This is a genomic window from Coprobacter tertius (assembly GCF_024330105.1).
GTDB lineage: Bacteria > Bacteroidota > Bacteroidia > Bacteroidales > Coprobacteraceae > Coprobacter > Coprobacter tertius.
In genome coordinates, this window is sequence record NZ_JANDHW010000008.1 from 80,706 (window position 1) to 101,979 (window position 21,274).

General features: G+C 39.8%; 16 protein-coding genes. 11 read left to right on the plus strand and 5 right to left on the minus strand.

The genetic code is table 11. From position 1 onward, the window contains the following. Positions 1-8 precede the first annotated feature (8 nt). From NMU02_RS09405 to NMU02_RS09415, 3 genes are all read left to right on the plus strand, one after another. On the plus strand, positions 9-524 hold the full coding sequence (locus tag NMU02_RS09405) for a flavodoxin domain-containing protein (RefSeq protein ID WP_255027594.1): 516 nt from the start codon (positions 9-11) through the stop codon (positions 522-524). Between the two features lie 345 nt (positions 525-869). Further along, positions 870-4,031: an alpha-mannosidase gene (locus NMU02_RS09410; protein ID WP_255027595.1), complete on the plus strand. Its 3,162-nt coding sequence runs from the start codon at positions 870-872 to the stop codon at positions 4,029-4,031. 202 nt (positions 4,032-4,233) lie between these two features. Further along, on the plus strand, positions 4,234-5,235 hold the full coding sequence (locus NMU02_RS09415) for a malate dehydrogenase (protein ID WP_255027596.1): 1,002 nt from the start codon (positions 4,234-4,236) through the stop codon (positions 5,233-5,235). A 109-nt stretch (positions 5,236-5,344) separates the two neighbouring features. Here the strand turns inward: NMU02_RS09415 and NMU02_RS09420 are convergent, their stop codons facing one another. After that, positions 5,345-6,445, minus strand: coding sequence for a Gfo/Idh/MocA family protein (locus NMU02_RS09420; RefSeq protein ID WP_435522032.1), 1,101 nt, complete (start codon positions 6,443-6,445; stop codon positions 5,345-5,347). 102 nt (positions 6,446-6,547) lie between these two features. Next, the gene (locus tag NMU02_RS09425; protein ID WP_255027598.1) at positions 6,548-7,537 is read right to left on the minus strand and encodes a glycoside hydrolase family 43 protein; all 990 of its coding nucleotides are present in this window, start codon (positions 7,535-7,537) and stop codon (positions 6,548-6,550) included. A 122-nt stretch (positions 7,538-7,659) separates the two neighbouring features. On the opposite strand from NMU02_RS09425, the gene NMU02_RS09430 reads away from it, so the two are divergent. Further along, entirely contained in the window at positions 7,660-8,343 is a 684-nt protein-coding gene (locus NMU02_RS09430; RefSeq protein WP_255027599.1) for a hypothetical protein, read from the plus strand. Between the two features lie 15 nt (positions 8,344-8,358). Here the strand turns inward: NMU02_RS09430 and NMU02_RS09435 are convergent, their stop codons facing one another. Next, complete coding sequence (locus NMU02_RS09435) at positions 8,359-10,620, minus strand: GH92 family glycosyl hydrolase (protein WP_255027600.1); 2,262 nt, start codon at positions 10,618-10,620, stop codon at positions 8,359-8,361. 650 nt (positions 10,621-11,270) lie between these two features. Between NMU02_RS09435 and NMU02_RS09440 the strand changes: the two genes are divergently transcribed. The 5 genes from NMU02_RS09440 to NMU02_RS09460 all read left to right on the plus strand — a co-directional run bounded on the left by NMU02_RS09440 (position 11,271) and on the right by NMU02_RS09460 (position 18,000). Beyond that, on the plus strand, positions 11,271-13,232 hold the full coding sequence (locus NMU02_RS09440; protein ID WP_255027601.1) for an LptF/LptG family permease: 1,962 nt from the start codon (positions 11,271-11,273) through the stop codon (positions 13,230-13,232). 41 nt (positions 13,233-13,273) lie between these two features. Then, entirely contained in the window at positions 13,274-14,491 is a 1,218-nt protein-coding gene (locus NMU02_RS09445) for a bifunctional 3,4-dihydroxy-2-butanone-4-phosphate synthase/GTP cyclohydrolase II (protein WP_255027602.1), read from the plus strand. Between the two features lie 175 nt (positions 14,492-14,666). Then, positions 14,667-15,980 carry a histidine kinase gene (locus NMU02_RS09450; RefSeq protein ID WP_255027603.1) on the plus strand — a complete coding sequence of 438 codons (1,314 nt, stop codon included), beginning with the start codon at positions 14,667-14,669 and terminating at the stop codon, positions 15,978-15,980. Next, the gene (locus NMU02_RS09455) at positions 15,875-17,314 is read left to right on the plus strand and encodes a sensor histidine kinase (RefSeq protein ID WP_255027604.1); all 1,440 of its coding nucleotides are present in this window, start codon (positions 15,875-15,877) and stop codon (positions 17,312-17,314) included. The genes NMU02_RS09450 and NMU02_RS09455 overlap by 106 nt, the downstream gene beginning before the upstream one ends. After that, positions 17,311-18,000, plus strand: coding sequence for a response regulator (locus NMU02_RS09460; protein WP_255027605.1), 690 nt, complete (start codon positions 17,311-17,313; stop codon positions 17,998-18,000). Before NMU02_RS09455 ends, NMU02_RS09460 begins: the two co-directional genes overlap by 4 nt. Positions 18,001-18,130: 130 nt before the next feature. Here the strand turns inward: NMU02_RS09460 and NMU02_RS09465 are convergent, their stop codons facing one another. Continuing rightward, a complete protein-coding gene (locus NMU02_RS09465) occupies positions 18,131-18,640 on the minus strand; it encodes an RNA polymerase sigma factor (protein ID WP_255027606.1) in 510 nt (169 codons plus the stop codon). A gap of 213 nt (positions 18,641-18,853) precedes the next feature. Here NMU02_RS09465 and NMU02_RS09470 point away from each other — a divergent pair, with 213 nt between their 5' ends. Together NMU02_RS09470 and NMU02_RS09475 are read left to right on the plus strand one after the other, a co-directional pair. Then, complete coding sequence (locus tag NMU02_RS09470; protein WP_255027608.1) at positions 18,854-19,237, plus strand: diacylglycerol kinase; 384 nt, start codon at positions 18,854-18,856, stop codon at positions 19,235-19,237. Positions 19,238-19,247: 10 nt separating this feature from the next. Then, positions 19,248-19,892, plus strand: coding sequence for a pentapeptide repeat-containing protein (locus NMU02_RS09475; RefSeq protein WP_255027610.1), 645 nt, complete (start codon positions 19,248-19,250; stop codon positions 19,890-19,892). Positions 19,893-19,957: 65 nt separating this feature from the next. Here the strand turns inward: NMU02_RS09475 and NMU02_RS09480 are convergent, their stop codons facing one another. Then, the gene (locus NMU02_RS09480) at positions 19,958-21,151 is read right to left on the minus strand and encodes a pyridoxal phosphate-dependent aminotransferase (RefSeq protein WP_255027611.1); all 1,194 of its coding nucleotides are present in this window, start codon (positions 21,149-21,151) and stop codon (positions 19,958-19,960) included. Positions 21,152-21,274 lie beyond the last annotated feature (123 nt).

The window sequence follows — 21,274 nt, forward strand, 5'->3', positions numbered from 1 at the left end:
ACGTAATTATGAAAAAAATTGGAATATTCTGTGACTCGGTCAATGGAAAAACCGTAGCATTATCTAAAAAAATAGCATCAGCTTTTGGAATCGGAAACGAAGATATGCACAATGTATCTGAAATCACTCCCGAAAACATCGAATCTTATGGTATTCTTCTTCTGGGAACATCTACCGGCTGTGAGGGAAACTGGCATGACGACTGGGAAAAGGCAGTTGAAATACTGAAAAACATGAATCTTACCGGTAAAACAATCGCTTTATTCGGTTGCGGGAAGTCTCAGCCCGACGGAAGTATTTCCTGCACCGGAATAGACAAACTATATAATGAGCTGAAACAAACAGGAGCCACTTTAATCGGCGAATTGTCTCCAGACAAAGGATCGGCAGGTACTTTGTCGGAAGAAAAGAAAGAACGCCTTCCGGGACTGGCTATCGATGAAGCAGATGATGACGAAACCAACGAAATGCTGGTTGACCAATGGACCCGAACTCTCAACTACAATTTCAATTCACATTTATAAAATACAGTATAAGCAGGACTTGTAATTTATTTGTTTTTACAACCCTGCTTATTTTAATGTAAAAATTCCGCATCGGAGCGACTCTTATCTACTATATATTCAATCCCCTTTTATTCCCAGTAAATCAGATACAAATTCGTTCAAATAATGGATTTACTTTCATCGAAAAATCATCCGTAATTTTATACGAAAAAATACGGTGTTCTATTCCTATCCATAAAGAAAGTTAACACCGCAAATCTATAAAAATTATAATTGGCATAAAAAATCCTTTTTACGTATCTTTGTATAAGATCATCACACGCTGATAAACACACAAACTATATCATTTTTAAATTCTCCATTATGAAAAAAAACCTTATTCTGTCATTAGCTTTGGCTGTTTCAGGCACATTATGCGCACAAAAGGAGTATAAAGCCTATGTGGTTTCCAATGCTCACTTCGATTCGCAATGGAACTGGGACGTTCAAACATCTATCGATGACTACGTGCAAAAAACGTTAATCCAGAACCTGTGGTTACTGGATAATTACCCCGATTACCTGATCAATTTCGAAGGGGGAGTAAAATACCAGTGGATGAAAGAATATTATCCTGCTGAGTACGAACGAGTGAAAGAATACATAAAAAAAGGACGCTGGCATGTAACCGGAAGTACGTGGGATGCTACTGATGCCAATATGCCTTCTCCCGAATCTTTCTTTCGGAATATTTTATATGGACAAAACTTTTATAAAAAAGAATTCGGCGTAACCTCAAAAGACATTTTCCTCCCCGACTGCTTCGGATTTGGATATACGCTGCCGACTATTGCCGCCCACGCAGGTCTGATCGGGTTCTCTACTCAAAAATTGCAGTGGAGACACAAACCGTTCCACGGAGATTCGAAAGTTCCTTTCAATATCGGCCTTTGGCAAGGAATAGACGGTTCTCAAATCATGGCAGCTTTGAATGCTCAAGGTTACGGACACCGCTGGAACGGGGAAGAAGATATCAGCTATAATAAAGAACTTATCGATCTTGCTAAAAACAGTGTAAACAATACTGCTTACCGTTATTATGGCACTGGTGATACAGGGGGTTCTCCTACGATCGAATCGGTTGTTTCACTCGAAAAAGGAATTAAAGGGGACGGCCCGGTTGAAATTATACCTGCCGGATCAGATCAAATCTTCGAAGATTATTATCCTTTCGACAAACATCCCGAACTACCGGTATATAACGGAGAACTACTGATGGACGTACACGCTACCGGATGTTACACGTCGCAAGCCGCAATGAAACGTTTTAACCGTCGTAACGAACAATTAGGAGACGCTGCCGAAAAAGCTTCGGTAATCGCCGATTATCTGGGAGGAACCGCTTACCCAACCGAATTACTCGAAGATAGCTGGAAACGCTTTATATGGCATCAATTCCACGACGATCTTACCGGGACTTCAATCCCAAAGGCTTATGAATATTCTTGGAATGACGAACTCCTGTCACAAACCCGTTTTGCCGATATCATCGAATCGGCGACCGGCTCGGTAGCACAAGCCCTCGACACCCGTGTAAAAGGTACTGCCGTTATTGTATATAACCCGATAGCCTCAGCCCGCAAAAGCATAGCCGAGGCCAACATTACGGTAACTTCTGCTCCCAAAGGAGTAAAGGTATATAATGCAGCGGGAAAAGAAGTTCCTGCACAATTACTGGGATATGCCAACGGTCAGGCTCAAATCGCCTTTGCCGCAGAGACTGCCCCTGTAAGTTATTCGGTTTACGATGTTCGGTTTACAAAAAACTCTGCAAAAAGCCCATTTAAAATAGAAGGCAAACATATTGAAAACAGCGTTTACGCTATCGACCTGAATGAAAACGGAGATATCGCATCGATTATAGACAAACGCTTTAACCGCCAGCTTATAAAAGACGGGAAAGCAATGCGCCTCGCTTATTTTACCAACAACGAGTCATTCGCATGGCCGGCATGGGAAATTATAAAGAAAGTTATGGATGCCGAACCTCAGGAAATTGCAGGAAACGTGAAAATAACGGTAGAAGAAAACGGACCATTGCGTGCCACATTGAAGATAGAACGAACACACGATAAATCGACGTTTGTTCAACGTATACGCCTTACAAACGGCGCAAGCGACGACCGTATCGATATTGTAAACGACATCGACTGGGATTCTTCCGATGCTCTGCTCAAGGCCGAATTCCCTATGAATTTTGCAAATCCTAAAGCAACTTACGATTTAGGAATCGGATCGATACAGCGCGGGAACAATACCGATATAGCATATGAAGTATACGCACAACAGTGGGCCGACCTTTCGACAACCGACGGCAGTTATGGCGTAACGATTATGAATGACTGCAAATACGGCTGGGACAAACCCGATGATAATACTTTACGACTGACTTTACTGCATACCCCGAAAACAGACCGAGGATATAAATATCAGGACAAACAAGATCTCGGACATCACACTTTTACCTACTCTATCGCAGGCCATAACGGAACACCGCTTCAGGCCGAGGTATTCGAAGATGCCGACATCATGAATAATCCTTTGATTACATTCGTATCTCCGAAACATAAAGGGGCTTTAGGCAAAGAATTTTCTTTCGTAAAAACCAATACTCCGCAAATTGCACTGAAAGCACTGAAAAAAGCAGAAGATAATGATACTTATATCGTAAGGTTATACGAAACTCAAGGGAAAAATATCAGCAATGCCGAAGTAATCTTCCCGTCAGAAATCATTTCTGCCTCTGAAATGAACGGTGCAGAAGAAAAAATCGGAAACGCACGTTTCGAAGGCAACAAACTGGTTTTCTCAACCACATCTTTTAAGCCGAAAACATTTAGCGTTACCTTGAAAAAAGCGAACGTAAATTTACCGGCCGAAAACACGACAGCCGTAAAAATCCCGTACACCGCCAGCGCATTTACTCCCGACGCATTCTATCGTGCTGGCCGTTTCGACAAAAAAGGTAATTCTTATGCAGCCGAGCTTATCGGAAATTCTGTGGTTTACGACGGTATTTCATTCGACATCGCTCCTGTCGATCAGAAAAACGTTATAAAATGTAAGAAACAGGTTATCGACCTGCCGCAGGACAAACCTTATACCAAACTGTATATCCTGGCTTCTGCGGTAAATAACGATACCACGGCAACCTTTAAGGTAGACGGTAAAGAGTTCAGTTTTGCAGTTCCTTATTACTCGGGATTTTTCGGACAATGGGGACATACCGGATATACCGAAGGATACGTTAAGGAAGCAAAACCGGCATACATCGGATCTCATCGCCATACCCGCAAAGGAAATGAAGCCTATATCTTTACTTATATGTATAAACTCGACATCGACATTCCGGCCGGGGCTAAAACCCTCGAATTACCCGATGACGAAAATATCGCCGTTTTCGCAGTTACAGTTTCGGATAATACCCGTGACAATGTAAAATCAGCTAACGAAATGAGAGCTTTACCAGCTTTCACTCAAAAATAAGTCGAAGTAATTACAATCTCAAAGAAAAAGGTCTGAGAATATCCTCAGACCTTTTTCTTTGAGATAAAATATACCCGAAATACCAACCTTTATAACTTTTAATTATAGTTGAAAAATATTTATAATAAACAATTTGCCGAATAATGGTTTATATTTGTCAGATCAGATACGAAAATAAATTTATCATTTAAAAAATAGAATTATGAAATTCCTGACAGACAAAAAACTTACGATCGTAGGAGCCGCCGGTATGATAGGCTCTAACATGGCCCAAACGGCTATTATGATGAAACTCACTCCAAATATCTGCCTTTACGATCCGTATGCACCGGCTCTCGAAGGTGTCGCAGAAGAATTACTGCAATGCGGCTTCGAAGGTATGAATATAACGTACACCTCAGACATTAAAGAGGCGCTTACTGGGGCAAAATACATCGTTTCATCGGGAGGTGCCGCACGCAAAGCAGGAATGACTCGTGAAGACTTACTGAAAGGGAACTCAGAAATAGCCGCACAGTTCGGAAAAGACATCCGTAGTTATTGTCCCGATGTTGAGCACGTAGTGGTTGTTTTCAATCCGGCTGATATCACCGGACTTATCACTCTCCTCTATTCGGGATTAAAACCCAACCAGGTATCTACACTTGCCGCACTCGACAGCACCCGTCTGTTGAACGAATTGGTTAAATATCTAAAAATACCGGCTGCCGATATAGAAAACTGCCGTACTTACGGTGGCCACGGTGAACAGATGGCTGTATTTGCTTCTACAACCCGCATAAACGACCGCTCTTTATCTGATTTAATTAAAGGCGGTCTTATCCCGCAAGCCGAATGGGAAGAAATTAAACAAAAAGTGATACAAGGAGGCAAACATATTATCGAACTTAGAGGACGTTCTTCTTTCCAGAGCCCGGCCTATCTTTCGATCGAAATGATCGCAGCGGCAATGGGTGGCACACCTTTCCGTTGGCCGGCCGGCGTATATGTTTATTCAGGAGGATTCGACCACATTATGATGGCAATGGAAACAACGATCACTAAAGAAGGCATCAGTTACAAAATTGTAAAGGGCTCTTCTGAAGAAGAAGCCGAACTGAAAAAAAGCTACGAACATTTATGCACACTCAGAGACGAAGTCATCGACATGGGAATTATTCCACCTATTAAAGAGTGGAATACATTAAATCCCCATATTAAATAAGAGATAAATATTCATTATAAGAAAAAACTCCGGAATAACGTATCACAAAATCTTTATTTGATTTCGAGCACTGTTATTAATTCCGGAGTTTTTTCTATATCGGAATACTTTATTTCATTTTTACCGGTTTCCCCTGACGGGCACTTTTAATCGCCGCATCGAGTATTTCTACAACAATAAGATTATTTTCGAGAGAAGAAAGATCGGTAGGTTTCACAGTGATTTGCTTACGAACAGCAGCCTTTAAATAATAAAAAGAATCATTATAAGGCGCTTTCAAACGGGGAGCCGTCAGTTGCTGAAGTTTTTTTCCGCTATAAACACGCATATTACGGGGAGTATCTTGGTATATATACCCTTTTGTACCATAAACATGCATGTCTTTCCGACTCATAGGCCAATTCCAAGAAGCCATAATCTGTACGGTTAACTGCGGATATTCCAAAATAATCGTAGCATCATCATCAACTTCAGGATAAAGATCAGGCTTCTGCCGGTTTAATACTCCATATACCCTCAAGGGTTTTTCTCCTCCAAGCAACCAAGTCACCAAATTAGCTCCATAACATCCGAAATCGATAACCGCACCGCCACCATTTAATTTAGGATGAGTAAGCCAATCGGTAAATTTTTTTCCACATCCTATTTCAACAGGGCCCTGATGCCCATCATAGACCTCTATACGTGTAATATTTCCTATTTCATTGTTTTCCTTAACACGTCGAAACAATTCCCGGTTTGTATCATACCAAGTCGTTTCATAATTCGTCAGTACCAAAATATTATATTTTCTAGCCAAATCGGCTATCTTTCGAGCATGATTCATATTTACAGCCAACGGTTTCTCCACCATCACGTGAATCCCTCTCGGAGCACAGGCTTCAACAACTCTCAAATGATCGAATATCGGCTCATATACGATCACCGCTTCCGGTTTAGCTTTATCAAGCATCTCATCCAGATCTTCGAAAAATACCGAATCATCGAGATATTTCCGCATCCGGTTATTCTGCAATAAATCTTTATCTCGTTCGGCAACTCCAACAATCACAAAATCTCCGCGTCCGATACGAGAAATTACTTCATTCAGATGCGCATGGGAAATACCGGCAACGCCCAATCTCAATGGTTTATCATCCTGAGCTTTCAAACCCACAGGAAGCATAACGAGCGACAAAAGAAAAACAGTAAAAAAATAGTGTGTTTTCATTCCAATTATTATTTTTCGGTGTATATATTTAAAATCGAACGCCCGATTAACGGTCGAAAATTCCGTAAATCAGGCGATCGTTTTTCGGGTTATCCCCGAATGTTATTTTTTCTTTTTAATAGGGTTGGCTTTTACACCTTCAAAAGTCATCTTTACCGGTAATATACGTCCGTTATTATCGAAATGCATCTCGTCGATGCAGGTAACACGATTATTTCCATCGTGAGATCCCCACGGACGACGGTGGTACACAATATAATATTTATCCTGATCGGGACGAATGATAACCGAATGATGTCCGGCACCGGTCGCAATCTCGTTTTCCTGTTCCAGAATGGTACCGATCCTTTCGAAAGGACCGAAAGGAGAATCGGAGATCGCGTATGCTACCCGATAATCAGGACCTGTCCAGCCACCTTCCGACCACATGAAATAATATTTCCCGTCACGTTTAAACATAAACGGTCCTTCTACATAACCTTTGGGAGTAACTTCCTTAAATACTTCTCCATCCTCGAAAGGAATAAATCCGGTAAAATCCTTATTTAATTTAGCTACATTACAATGACGCCAACCTCCGTAATAAATATAAAAATCATCACCGTCACGATATACAAACTGATCGATAGGCTGTGCTCCGTGATAAAATTTATCGATTAGCGGCTTACCCAAAAGGTCCTTAAAAGGTCCCTGCGGTTTATCAGCAACCGCTACACCGATACCCCCGACCTGATCGTTATTTTGAATATCATTCGCTCCAAAAAATAAATAATACTTTTTATCTTTTTCGATAATAGCCGGAGCCCACATCGCTCTTTTCGCCCATTTTACAGCAGCAGTATCTATAATATGTTCGTGTTTGGTCCAGTTAACCAGATCATCAGATGAGAAACAATCCATAAATACCTGCTTTTCGTATACATCTGAATATGTTGGATATATCCAGTATTTTCCATCGAAGATAATAGCCTCGGGGTCAGCATAATTACCGATAAACAAAGGATTGCCCGATGTTTCGGATTTTGATTTTTTCTGTGCTCCGCAAGCTGCAATCAACAGCAATGACAGAGAAAGGGTCAAAAGTTTTTTCATTCCAGCACTTAATTTTTATGTGATTTTACGCAAAAATACATAAAGGAAAGATACGAATCAAGTAAGCAAACTTTTTTTAACCTACTATGTTATTCATATAATAAACAATAAATCATTTGAATATGAAACAGATCGTATATCTTCCGTTCTTCGTTCTTTTAGCTCTATTATCTTCATGCAGCAGTGAAGAATCTTCTGTTTTACCTTCTTCGGTACCTTTTTACCAGGATTTAAGCATCACATACGACATGACGCATAATAAAACGCATGCAGGGGCTAATTTCAATAAAAATAAATCTACCGGGGAAAACATCAAGCTTACCGCAGACGCCTCGATACGATTCAATAACGAAATCCCGAATTATGCAAATATATTACCGTACTTTTATACTTATACGTTTAACGGTACCGACAAAGTAACCTTCACGTTCACCCGCTCTAAAGGAAATGTGTATGTAAACTCCGGCTCTCTCGAAGATGTAAACGAAGCTGAAATCCTAAATACATATACCACTTTTTACCTCAACCGAAAAAACGACTTTTTCTGGTTCGGCAAAGCGCTCGAAGCAAACGAACAGATACAAGTCAGCCTCGAACAGAACGGGGGAATAAGCTACTGGTACAATTATGAAGCCGGAAGCATTTCGGTAGAAATAGATCTTACCGAAAACACGATTCTACAACCAGGAGAAGCCACATTTACAGTAACCAGAACTGCGACTTTACCATTAAAAGAAAACAATGGTACAGCCGGCGGACAAATGCAAGTATCTTATCAAAGATCGAAAACCGTTACGATACAATAAAAACATTTTATCCTTTCATTCGGCCATTTCGAATGAGGGCGGTACGGCATCGGGGCCTGCCGCCCATTTTTTATTTGCCTGTTTCCCCATCGTAAACTCAAGTGTACCTCCCTGTTCGAGATCTTTATGAGAGAACCACGATTTATTCCATTCTTTTCCATTAAGTTTAGCCGATTGTATGTATTTGTTTTCGGGAGCATAATTGCGGCAAACAATGGTAAACTTCTTGCCGTTACCCAAATTTACAACAGCTTTTTCAAAACGCGGACTACCGATAACATACATAGGTAATCCCGGTGTTACCGGATAAAATCCTAAAGAAGAAAAAACAACGAATGCCGACATACCACCTCCATCTTCATCACCGGGAACTCCCATCAGATCGTTCCGAAACCACTGATCCATCAATGTACGTATTCTTTTTTGAGTACGCCACGGCTCACCAGCATAATTATACAGATAAGGGATATGTAAAGAAGGCTCATTAGCCATAGAAAATTGTCCCACATTTCCGGTATGATCGGGTAACTGTGCATAAAACGAATATTTACCCTGTCCCAGTGGCGTATCGTACATACGTTCGAGTTCGGCAATAAACCTTTCATTACCCCCCATCAATTTGATCAAATCAGCAATATTATGAGGCACATCCCAACGATATACCCATCCGTTATTTTCGCCATAGGCCTCACGTGCGCCAAGACCACCCGACCAGGAATAATCGAAAGGCTCTATAAAATTACCCTCTTTATCTTTGGGATGGAAAAACTTTGTCTCGGGATTAAATATCGTCCGATAATTAAGAGAATGTTTTGCAAAATATTTATAATCATCGGTTTTCCCCAAACGTTTAGCAATTTGCGACAAGCACCACTCATCATATACCGTCCCTAAAGTAACAGCTACCGGTTGTCGTTTTTCAAAAGAATGAACTTCAGGAGCAGTCTCCTTTTCTCCCGGAGCCAATGCCGGAAAATACCCGTGCTGTTTAAAAAAACGATCGATTTCCCCGGCTTTTTTTGCTGACCAAGGAGCCAAGGTTTTATCCATAATCGCATTACGACAAGCCATATATGCTTTTTCCCAATCGATACCCGAAAGACCTTTTGCATACGAATCGAGCACGGTAGCAACTCCATGATTAGAATTCATACGTCTACTGTCACCAGTAACTTCCGGGAAAGTAGGCATCCAGAATTCAGGCATCTGCTCAGCCATCCTTATAAATGAATTAACCATATCGGTTTCCATCTGAGGCTCTATAATCACTCTCAAAGGATGAGTAGCACGATAAGTATCCCATATCCAATCATCTGTATAGAAAGGGGTACCGTTATCTTCGTGTATTTTACCGTCGAAAGCGCTATAATATCTTCCATCTTCCGACAAATTGATCATGCGTTCGTAAGTACGGTACAACGACGTATAGAAAACCACTTTATCGTTAAAAACATCTCCGGTAACAGCGATTTTCCCCAATTTCTCATTCCACACATCACGCCCCTCGGCTGCAACTTGCTTCAGATTATAACCTTTTATTTCCCTAAGCAAATTCTTTTTCGCCTGTTCGGTACTTATAAACGAAATACCATATCTTAGGCCAAGATCTTTCGTTCCCGAAGGATATTGCAATACGACACAGGCATTTTTCCCCGATGCTTTTTTTTCCGAAGCATCGATACGTCCGTCGGAATAGATACCTTCTGAGACCGGAGTAATATCGGTTTCGAGATAAATATAAATATGCGTCGAATAACCGTCTATTTTCTGGTATCCCCAAACCGCATTCCCTTTAGCGGTAAGTTCTCCGTTCCTCGAATTCAATATCATATATACCGGCTTTTCGGGTAAAAGAGAAAATTCATATATAGCCGACTGATGCGAAGGAGCAAATTCTACCCCAATATTTTGTTCGTCGAGATATACACTATAATAATAAGGCTTTATCACTTCATCGTCATAACTGTATTTTACTACAGGCTTTACCTCAACGGCATTTTGTACGACACTTAAATTAAAAGCCGAACTGCCTCGATGACTGGTTACCACAACAGGCAAACCATTTACTTTATTCCCGGTGTAATCTCCCCGTTCGGGATATACCCGCAACATACTGTTCGGTAAATGTACAGTAGGATAAGTAGGAACCAGCAAATGACTTATATTCCCCATATAAGGATTTACATAATCAACCGGGCTGAGCACTTTACCCGACATGGCATATCCTGTGCTTAAAAAGACCAGTAAAGAAATAATAAAAGCAGATTTTAAATTCATATTGGGTTATTTATTTTGATTTTCAGAATATACAAATAGATTATTCTTGAAGCGACCGGATAAGCAAGCGGTCCGATTCGGAAGTAAAAATACACAAAATTTCCAGCACCGAAAAATTATCTTTTATTCTTCACTCAGGAACCCAACAACGAAAGTATAGAAAGAAAAAGTCCGGCTGGACCTCACGCGCAACCGGACTTCTGCCTAAACTTAACCTAAAACATAAACTTTTTGCGTTTTAAACAAACAAGAACAAAGGCCTGATGCTTGCCATTCGATCCGGAAATGCGACAAGATCGGCCTCTCTCTTTACCAAACAGTCTATATTCCGGTTGCTCTTATTGTTTATCTCTCTCATATTAATTATTTCTTTGTGAACATTATTTCTTTTTTGTTTAACCGTTACCAAAAAAACGATTTTGTTATTATGACGTGCAAGATAATAAAAGGTTTAATTAACAAGACAGATTTAACTTAATTAAATATCATATTTAACATTAATACCACTAAAATAAGGAAACTCAAGCATTCATTTTAACATATTGCCGTGCAGTCTCATAAAAACTACCTTAAAACAGACAGGATTTATAGACCGACCTCTGCTAAATGTCATTTTTTTACGTTACTTTTGCATGATAAAATATCGATGTATGTTCCGTATAAAACGACTATATACTTTTATTTTACAAACTTTTCTACCTTTATTCCTGATGACCTTTTTCATCTGTCTTTTCATTGTGCTCATGCAATTCCTATGGAAATACATAGATGAAATGGTTGGAAAAGGAATAGAATTACCGGTGCTGCTCGAATTGTTTTTTTACGCTGCTGTGACATTTATTCCTATGTCATTGCCTCTGGCACTACTTCTGGCATCACTGATGACATTCGGGAACCTGGGAGAACGTTTCGAATTGTTAGCGATAAAAGCCGCAGGTGTTTCCCTTATTCATATAATGAGGCCACTTATCGTAATTATTTCGATTATTGCCGTCGGTGCCTTTTTTTTCCAAAATGACGTATTACCGAAAGCACAAGTTAAAATGTGGACACTGTTGTATTCGGTCAGACAAAAATCTCCTGAACTCGAAATTCCCGAAGGTGTTTTTTATGATGGCGTAGAGGGATATAATCTGTTTGTAAAAAAGAAGAATCCCAAAACCGGAATGCTTTATAATGTGCTTATCTACGATGTATCTAAAGGATATGAAAACATGATGATCATCGCTTCGGATTCTGGTATATTGAAACCGACTCCCGATAAAAAATATCTTTTTCTCACCTTGTACAGCGGCGAATCTTTCGACAATCTGAGCTCTAACGAGACTCCTGCCCGCACCGATCATGTACCGTACCGGCGGGAAACTTTCTCAAAAAAGGAAATACTGATACCTTTCGACGCCAACTTTGCACGTATGGATGAAAACGTAATGCAAAACCAATACATCGGGAAAGATATGAAAGAATTGCGTTCTTCCATAGATTCAATGAATACACGCATCGACAGTATCGGTAGCGGATTCGGAAAAAATCTGCAGAATACAGGATATTTTACACTATATAAATCGACGACAAAACCAGATGATAACGGTACACTGCCCGATTCTTTAAAAAACGTAGCCTCTAAAATAAACATCGATCGTATATACAGCAACTCTCCCCTTCTCATAAAACAATCGATGCTCGATCGGGCCATTTCAAGAGCCGAAAACGTCAAACAGGATTACGAATACCGTAGCCTCGTTACTCAAGATGAAAAACGTATATTGAGAAGACACCAGATAGAGATGCATCGTAAATTTACGTTGTCATTCGCCTGTCTCGTATTCTTCTTTATCGGTGCGCCTCTCGGAGCCATAATCCGCAAAGGAGGATTGGGAATGCCGGTAGTAGTATCCGTAATGCTTTTCATTTTCTATTACATCATCGACAATACGGGATATAAAATGGCTCGTGACGGTCGTTGGGAAGTATGGGAAGGAATCTGGCTCAGCTCAGCGGTATTGCTTCCATTAGGTATCTTCCTTACCTATAAGGCGGTAAAAGATTCGGCTGTTTTCAACCGAGATGCCTATATGAATTTCTTCCGACGATTAATCGGGAAAAAAGAAAAACGGGATATTACGATGAAAGAATACGTTATTGAAGAAATATTACCTGAAAAAGCATTGAATAAGATTGAGGAGCTCGACCGCTTGTGCAACACGTTTTTATCTGAAAACGGTTCTTCACGACAATCATATATAAAATTCTGGACAAAAGGATATGATAAAGAAATGATATATGAAATTAGCGGACATCTCGAACATCTGGTCGAATATGCCCAAAACACCCGATCTCAAGAGATCATTAAAATTCTTAATACTTATCCGGTAATCAGACACTTACTTTTATATCGAGCGGCTCCGACAAAATTCGCAGGAGTAATTTTCTCATTGGTTTTACCTTTATCGATTCCAGCTTATTTTGCTGGTATACGTCAGCAAAAACAGCTCCGGAAAGAACTGAAACATATATTGGCTGCCGATCACTCCTTATATGAACTGATCGTAAACAATGAAAACGACAAAAAGAACGAAATTAAAAAAAATAACTCCTCTCCGGTCTTGTAAAATACCCTACGGCCGAAGATAATTTATAAATAATATTAGGTATGAGCGAAATTAAACTGAACACAATAGAAGAGGCTATTGAAGATTTCCGACAAGGGAAATTCATAATTGTAGTTGATGATGAAGACCGGGAAAACGAAGGCGATTTCATCATCGCGGCAGAAAAAATTACCCCAGAAAAAGTCAATTTCATGATGACTAACGGACGTGGCGTACTCTGTGCTCCCATCACCGAAGAACGCTGTGCCGAACTCGATTTACCAATGCAGGTTGCCAGTAATACATCGATACATGAAACACCTTTTACCGTAACCGTCGATAAGCTCGGAGGTGGATGTACCACAGGAGTATCGATGTACGACCGAGCAGAAACGATAAAAGCTCTGGCCGACCCACATACCAAACCGTCTGACTTAGGGCGTCCCGGACATGTAAGCCCTTTACGAGCACGCAGCCGGGGGGTATTAAGACGCTCGGGACATACCGAAGCCGCTGTCGATCTGGCACGCCTTGCAGGTCTTTTTCCAGCCGGAGCACTGATCGAAATTATTAATGAAGACGGTACCATGGCTCGACTTCCCCAGCTTATGGAAGTATCTAAAAAATTCGGAATCAAGATTATCGCCATAAAAGATCTCATCGCTTACCGGCTAAAACAAGAATCGATCATCGAAAGAGGAGTAGAGGTTGATATGCCTACCGAAAGAGGACATTTCAGACTCATTCCTTACCGGCAGGTATCGAACGGCCTCGAGCACGTGGCATTGATAAAGGGTACATGGGAGCCTGACGAACCGATTCTCGTGAGAGTACATTCCTCCTGTGTAACGGGAGATATATTCGGATCGAAGCGGTGCGAATGCGGAGACCAACTACATAAAGCCATGGAAGAAATCGAAAAAGAAGGCAAAGGGGTAATCGTATATATGAATCAGGAAGGCCGAGGTATAGGACTTATGAATAAAATGAAAGCCTACAAATTACAGGAAGAAGGATACGATACGGTAGACGCAAACTTACACCTCGGTTTTAAAGCCGACGAAAGGGATTACGGGGTTGGAGCAAGTATCCTTCGCGACTTAGGCGTACACAAAATGCGACTGATGACTAATAACCCCGTTAAACGAATAGGACTGGAAGGTTACGGTCTTGAAATCGTAGAAAATATACCGATCGAAATTACGCCTAATCCTTATAATCTTTTTTATATGAAAACGAAGAAAAAACGGATGGGCCATACGTTACATAACGTAAAATAAAATACGAAATTATCCGGGAAACCGGACAGATAATAATAAAACGGACAGAAATTACATCCTTTACCAAGTAATTTCTGTCCGTTTTCAAACAAAGCCGATTTGTCGCATTAAAAACTTTGCTTATTTCGTTAAAACAAACTATCTTAGAGTTTTTCGGGTATAAAAGAAAAGGTATATGACAAAACATAGTATAAACCGGGAGAATAACCCTCAAGACCTGTCATTTTCCGAATATCAGAAAGAAAAAGGGAAACTGGTGCTTTTCTTCGGGATGTGTATGGGTACCGGAAAGACCCATGCCATGATCGAAAAAGCCTGCGCTATGAAAAAGAAAGGACTCGATGTGGTTATCGGCTGCCTTCATACAAAAGATAAAACCATCCTGAAAAAAGCCTCCGAAATAGAGCAAATTCCATTAAAACCCAATGGAGAACTCGATATAAATGCTATCCTCAATCGAAATCCGGCCCTTGTCATTATCGATGAAATGGCCCATTACAACAGTTCTGCCAGCCGACATCGCAACCGGCATCAGGATATTGAAGAACTTATCGATAAAGGAATTGGCGTATTTTCAACATTAAGCGCCATACAACTCGAAAGCTATTCTTACCTGATCACCGATGCTGTAGGCAATCGTTCCCTTTATACTGTCCCCGATATCGTATTCGAGCAATGCGATCTGGTTATACCCGTAGAATGCCCCATCAACGAAATCATACAGAAATATAAAGAAGGAAATATAAGTTACGATTTTCTTTCACCTAAACAACGGGAACTGTTCTTTTCGGAAGATAGCTTGTTGAATCTACAAAAAAATTACAAATCACTGCTTACCTTCCGCAAAAACGAGATTCAAAGAAAAAACTTAGCGGAAAATAAAATAGAAGACGCCAGCAAATCGGGAATTCGGTTATTGGTACCCATCACCGAGAACCGACATACCGAACGTTTATTACAACGGGCCAAAAACCTTTCGTACATGATGGATGCACCTCTGTTTGCCGTATATATCGATCACTCAGAGAAATTGACAAACCGGCAACAGGAACAACTCAATAATAATATAAGACTTGCTTACAGACTCGGAACTTATGTTATACGAACCTCCGGAGACAGTTGGGTAAATACAATGCTGAATGTCATCGAAAACGAGAAAATAACTCATATCGTTACCGAAAAATTTAAACGACATAAATGGAATCCTTGGCGCAAAACCCCAATGGAACGCCTTTTATCGAAATGTGATGCTGTAGACATTTATGTCCTTTCGAATGAAATGGCCTTTATAAAAGAGAAAAAAGAAAAAAAGAAAAAAGGGAAAAGAAAAAGACCCCTTTACGCCAATATTTATTCTCGTTTCTTATTACCATCATTTTTTCTTTGGCATTTTATCCGATATCAAACATATTTTCTTCCCAGGCGATTATTTACTTATTTCTTCTGGTACTTTCCGTACAATCTCTGTTATTTCCTTCAGGGCCGATAATCATGTCTACTCTCATCAGCGCTATTATTCTCGACTTGATATACACTTCACCATATTGGGAATTCAGCCTGTTTACCCCCAATAATTTCTTATTGATATTGCTTTTTATTTCAATTCCTTTCATCAATACAATCTTTACGTCTCGATTCAGACGGCAGGAAGAGCAAAGCAGACGACGCGAACATGTTACTAATACAATGTTGAAACTATCGAAAAATCTCTCATTCGTATCGGGAAACATAGAAGTACAAAAAGTTGCTGTACAAACCATTAAAGAAGGTTTCGGATTTAATTGCGCCTTTATGCTTAAAAACAAAAACGGTGTATTGTCTAAGGAAGAGAGCGAATATTCGACCCTATCACTCACTCCGGAAGAAAGAGAAATCGCCGAATGGGTATTCGCGACACGAAGAGCTGCAGGACGGTCAACCGACACATTCATGGCTGAGGAAAAATCTTTTTATCCCCTCAATAGCTTGCGAATGAGTCTCGGCGTCATTATTATAAAAATGGGCCATCCGTTCAATGCCGACGAAGAATTACTTTGGATCACACTAAAACGACAAATATCGAATGCCCTCGAAAGAGAATACCTGAACGAAATTGCCAACCAATCATTGCTATTACAAGAATCGGAAAAATTATATAAAACATTGTTTAATTCGATCTCACACGAATTACGTATTCCCGTAACATCTATTATTTCAGCCGCAGAAACCATGCGCACACTGGAAACAGGATTAAAACAAGAATTAAGCGAAGAGATTTACATGGCAGCCCAAAGACTATCGAAACTCATCGAAGACCTGCTGAATATGTCGAGAGTAGATTCAGGACGCATTTCTCCCCGTCTCGACTGGTATGACGTTCACGATCTTATAAGTTCGGTAGTAAAACAATTAAAAGAGCCTCTGACGGAATATCATCTCGCTATTTATATCGACGAAGATATGCCTTTAGTCCGCATCGACATCGTCCTGCTCGAACAAATCTTATACAATCTTTTATACAATGTAATCGTATATGTACCCAAAGGGCGCAACGTAGAAGTCTCCGCCCGGCACGACGGACATAATTTCGTACTTTCGGTTACCGATAATGGAAATGGATTCAGCGAAAAAGACCTTCCCCATATTTTCGATAAATTTTATCGGGGTAATTCCTCCATTACAGGCGGATCCGGCCTCGGACTATCGATTGTAAAAGGCTATACCGATGTATTGAAAGGCCGTGTTACGGCAAAAAATATGCCTGAAGGGGGTGCACGTATCACAATCTCGCTCCCGAGCGAAATACCAACTATCGAAAACCTAAACAATAACGACGTAATATGAACGAGACCACTATACTGATCATAGACGATGAAGTGCAAATAAGGCGATTACTTACGATAACTCTCGAAATGAAAGGTTATAAAGTATATGTCGCTTCAAACGCTCGCGAAGGAATGGCTGCGACTGCCATGTATTCACCTACATTAATAATTCTGGATCTAGGGTTACCCGATGAAGACGGGCACAACGTGTTATCGAAACTGAGAGAATGGTACTATAACCCGATCATTATTCTATCGGCTCGTACCAACGAAGAAGAAATTATAAAAGCTCTCGATCACGGAGCCAACGATTACCTGACAAAACCCTTCCATAACGGGGAATTGTTAGCCCGCATAAGATCGGCTATGCGTATGATTAAAAACAATAACGAGCCTTCGCCTGTCATGGATTTCGGCGATTTGCACATAAACATCCATACCCGTACGGTTAAAAAAGGAGAAGAAATTTTAAAACTGACTACAACAGAATACTCTATCTTAACCCTCATGGCTCAGAATGCAGGAAAAGTACTTACCCATCAATACATACTTAAACAAGTTTGGGGTGTCGCCTATCAGGACCAACCACAGTATTTAAGAGTATTTATCGCCCAGTTACGGAAAAAGATAGAAGATGACCCCTCTTTCCCCGAATATATCACAACCGAATCGGGAATCGGATATCGTTTTTGTGATGAAAAATAATATCAATTTATATTTATATAAAAAAGAGAAGTCTTAAGCTAAGACTTCTCACTTTATCCAAATAGTCAAGATTGCATAGCGATAATCACATCGCATATAAATATTACCTTCACAGGCATTAATATGATTATTAATCGTATCTATACTCTTTCAACTGATCCTGCAACTGACGCCTAGAGCTGAATATGCGGCTTTTTACCGTTCCGATAGGTAATTCCATACGATCGGCTATCTCCTGATATTTATATCCTGCTACATAAAGACTAAAAGGCACCCGGTACTCGTCAGACAATCCTTTGATCGCCTTGTTTATTTCTTTCATTGCAAAGGTAGATTCGGGTGTATCGTCCGCTGGATTCGTTGCGAACCGTCTCATTACCGTACCTTCTTCATTATCGAAAACAGTATATTTATTGGCACTACTGTGATAATCGTTTATAAATATATTGCGCATTATTGTAAATATCCAGCCACTAAAATTTTCGTTATTCACGAATTTTTCACTATTATTCAATACTTTCAGCGACGTAGTTTGCAACAGATCCTGAGCATCATCTTTATTCATCGTGAGACTATAAGCAAAACTAAATAGACGTTTTTGCATTCCCACTAACATTTCAGTTAAATTCTTTACTTCCATACCTCGTCGATATTTATTATTTTTGTACTCGTCGTACTTTCTTTAAGATTTCCGACATTGCAAATATATATAGCTTCTTATAAGTAAATTATAAGTTTTGCATATAGGGGTATAAAGATTTTATAAAGATATTCATAAGGAAGAATATAAATACAGAAAAACCTGAAATAACTAATTAATATGCAATTAATATAGAACTTATCCATAAATGCCATGGAAAATGCACCTTTTTCTTTAAAAAAAAGAATATATAGCTTTCGTTATGCTATCAGCGGCATAAAACAACTTATCATTACCGAACATAATGCCCGTATACATCTATCAGCGGCAATTATAGCTATCGGCTGCGGTATTTGGCTCGGAATATCTCCGGTCGAATGGATGATCATCATAATGTGTATCGGTCTCGTTTTTGGAACAGAGTGTTTCAATTCAGCCATCGAAGCCATTTCCGATTTTGTTTCCCCCGAATATCATAATACGATAAAACGAATCAAAGACCTTGCCGCTGCAGGAGTTTTATGTGTTGCTTTAGCTTCTGCAACAACCGGTTGTATTATTTTTATACCTAAGATCATCGTGTATTTCACATCTTAAAATACCCCCTATGACGAAGAAAATATCATCACCCGATATATATGAAAATATCGAAGAAAGTACTTCTGCATTCGATATACTCACCTTCGAAGAAAATGAAATAGAAAATCTTTTTTTTCATAACGAAACAATAAAAGAAACAGGAAAAAGATGCGACTCGATCATCCATTGTATCTTTTCCCATTGCTTATTCGGCAAAAATAAATTACGAAGGGTAAATTTTACCGACATCTCATTTAGGAACTGCGATCTTTCGAATACCGATTTCGGAGAATGTAATTTTTACCGCGTAGAATTCATTAATTGCAAATTATTAGGATGTGATTTGGGAGGATCTGTTTTCAACCACGTACTTATCGAATCGAGTAACGGAATATATAGTAATTTTACCAATGCAAAAATAAGAAATACCTTAATACAGAACAGTGATTTCAGAAACGGAGCCTTCAATAATTGCAAAATTGAATCTTTTTCTTTTGAAAACTGCAATCTCTCTGAATCGGAATTTTCCCATACTCCGCTAAAAGGAATGGACCTGAGGAACTCGAGAATTGAAAATCTACATTGTAATATTCCCGACTTGCGGGGCGCTGTCGTTTCATCATACCAAGCCGTAGAATTGGCTAAACAAATCGGTATAATTATAAAAGACTGAATCTATATAGCAAACGAGTCTCCCATATACAACAGGAGACTCGTTTAAAATTTTAAATTCAATTCTTATTTCAATTTCGCCAATGTTTCTTTAATACGATGCATAGCTTCTTTCAGATTCTCATCCGAGGTGGCATAAGAGAAACGAATATAACCCGGTGCGCAGAATGCATCACCATCTACTGTAGCCACATGGCCTTCTTCTAACAAAAACATTGCTAAATCGCCCGAAGTATTGATCTTACGATCACCATAAGATTTTCCAAGATAATAACTCACTTCGGGGAAGAGATAAAATGCCCCTTGCGGGTTATTTACCTTAAATCCGGGAATCTCTTTTGCCAGTTTTACCACCAAATCGCGACGGCGTTCAAATGCCTGACGCATTTCCTCAACACACGCTTGATCGCCTGCAAAAGCAGCCGTAGAAGCCTTCTGGGCAATAGAACTTGCTCCCGATGTATATTGTCCCTGCAATTTATTGCAAGCTTTAGCAATCCATACCGGGGCTGCCATAAAACCAATACGCCAACCCGTCATCGCATAGGCTTTGGATACTCCGTTAATAATAATTACCCGGTCACGAACATTTTCAAATTGAGCGATACTCTGATGACCACCTATATAATTAATATGCTCATAAATTTCATCTGAAATCACAAATATTCCCGAATGTTTAGCCAGCACATCAGCAAGTCCCTTCAACTCTTCTTTAGAATAAATACTTCCGGTAGGATTAGAAGGAGAACAAAGAATTATCAACTTCGTTTTGGGAGTAATAGCCGATTCGAGCTGTTCGGGGGTAATTTTAAAATCCTGTTCTATACCCGCATTCACAACAACATTCTTACCTTCGGCCAACTTCACCATTTCTACATAACTCACCCAAGCTGGTGCAGGAATAATCACTTCGTCACCGGGATTTACCAAACTAAGCACAGCATTACATATCGATTGTTTGGCACCTCCCGAAACAACGATCTGCTCGGGTGTATAATCGAGCCCATTTTCCTTTTTCAGTTTTTCACAAATGGCTTTTCGTAAATCCATAAAGCCAGGAACAGGCGAATAAAACGAAAAGTTATCGTCGATCGCTTTTTTCGCAGCGTCTTTAATATGCGACGGCGTGAAAAAATCAGGTTCACCTACACTCAGATTAATCACATCTACCCCCTGAGCCTTCAACTCATTGCTTTTTTGCGACATAGCTAATGTCTGGGAAGGAGAAAGACTTGCCAGACGCTCCGATACTTGATTCATTTTGATACGATTGTTTTTAGTTGTTTATTCGTTTGGCAAATATACTAAATTTAAAAGAGATGCAACATTTAAATACGGAAATTTTTCATTATTTCGAACAAAAATCTTTTATACCTTTAAATA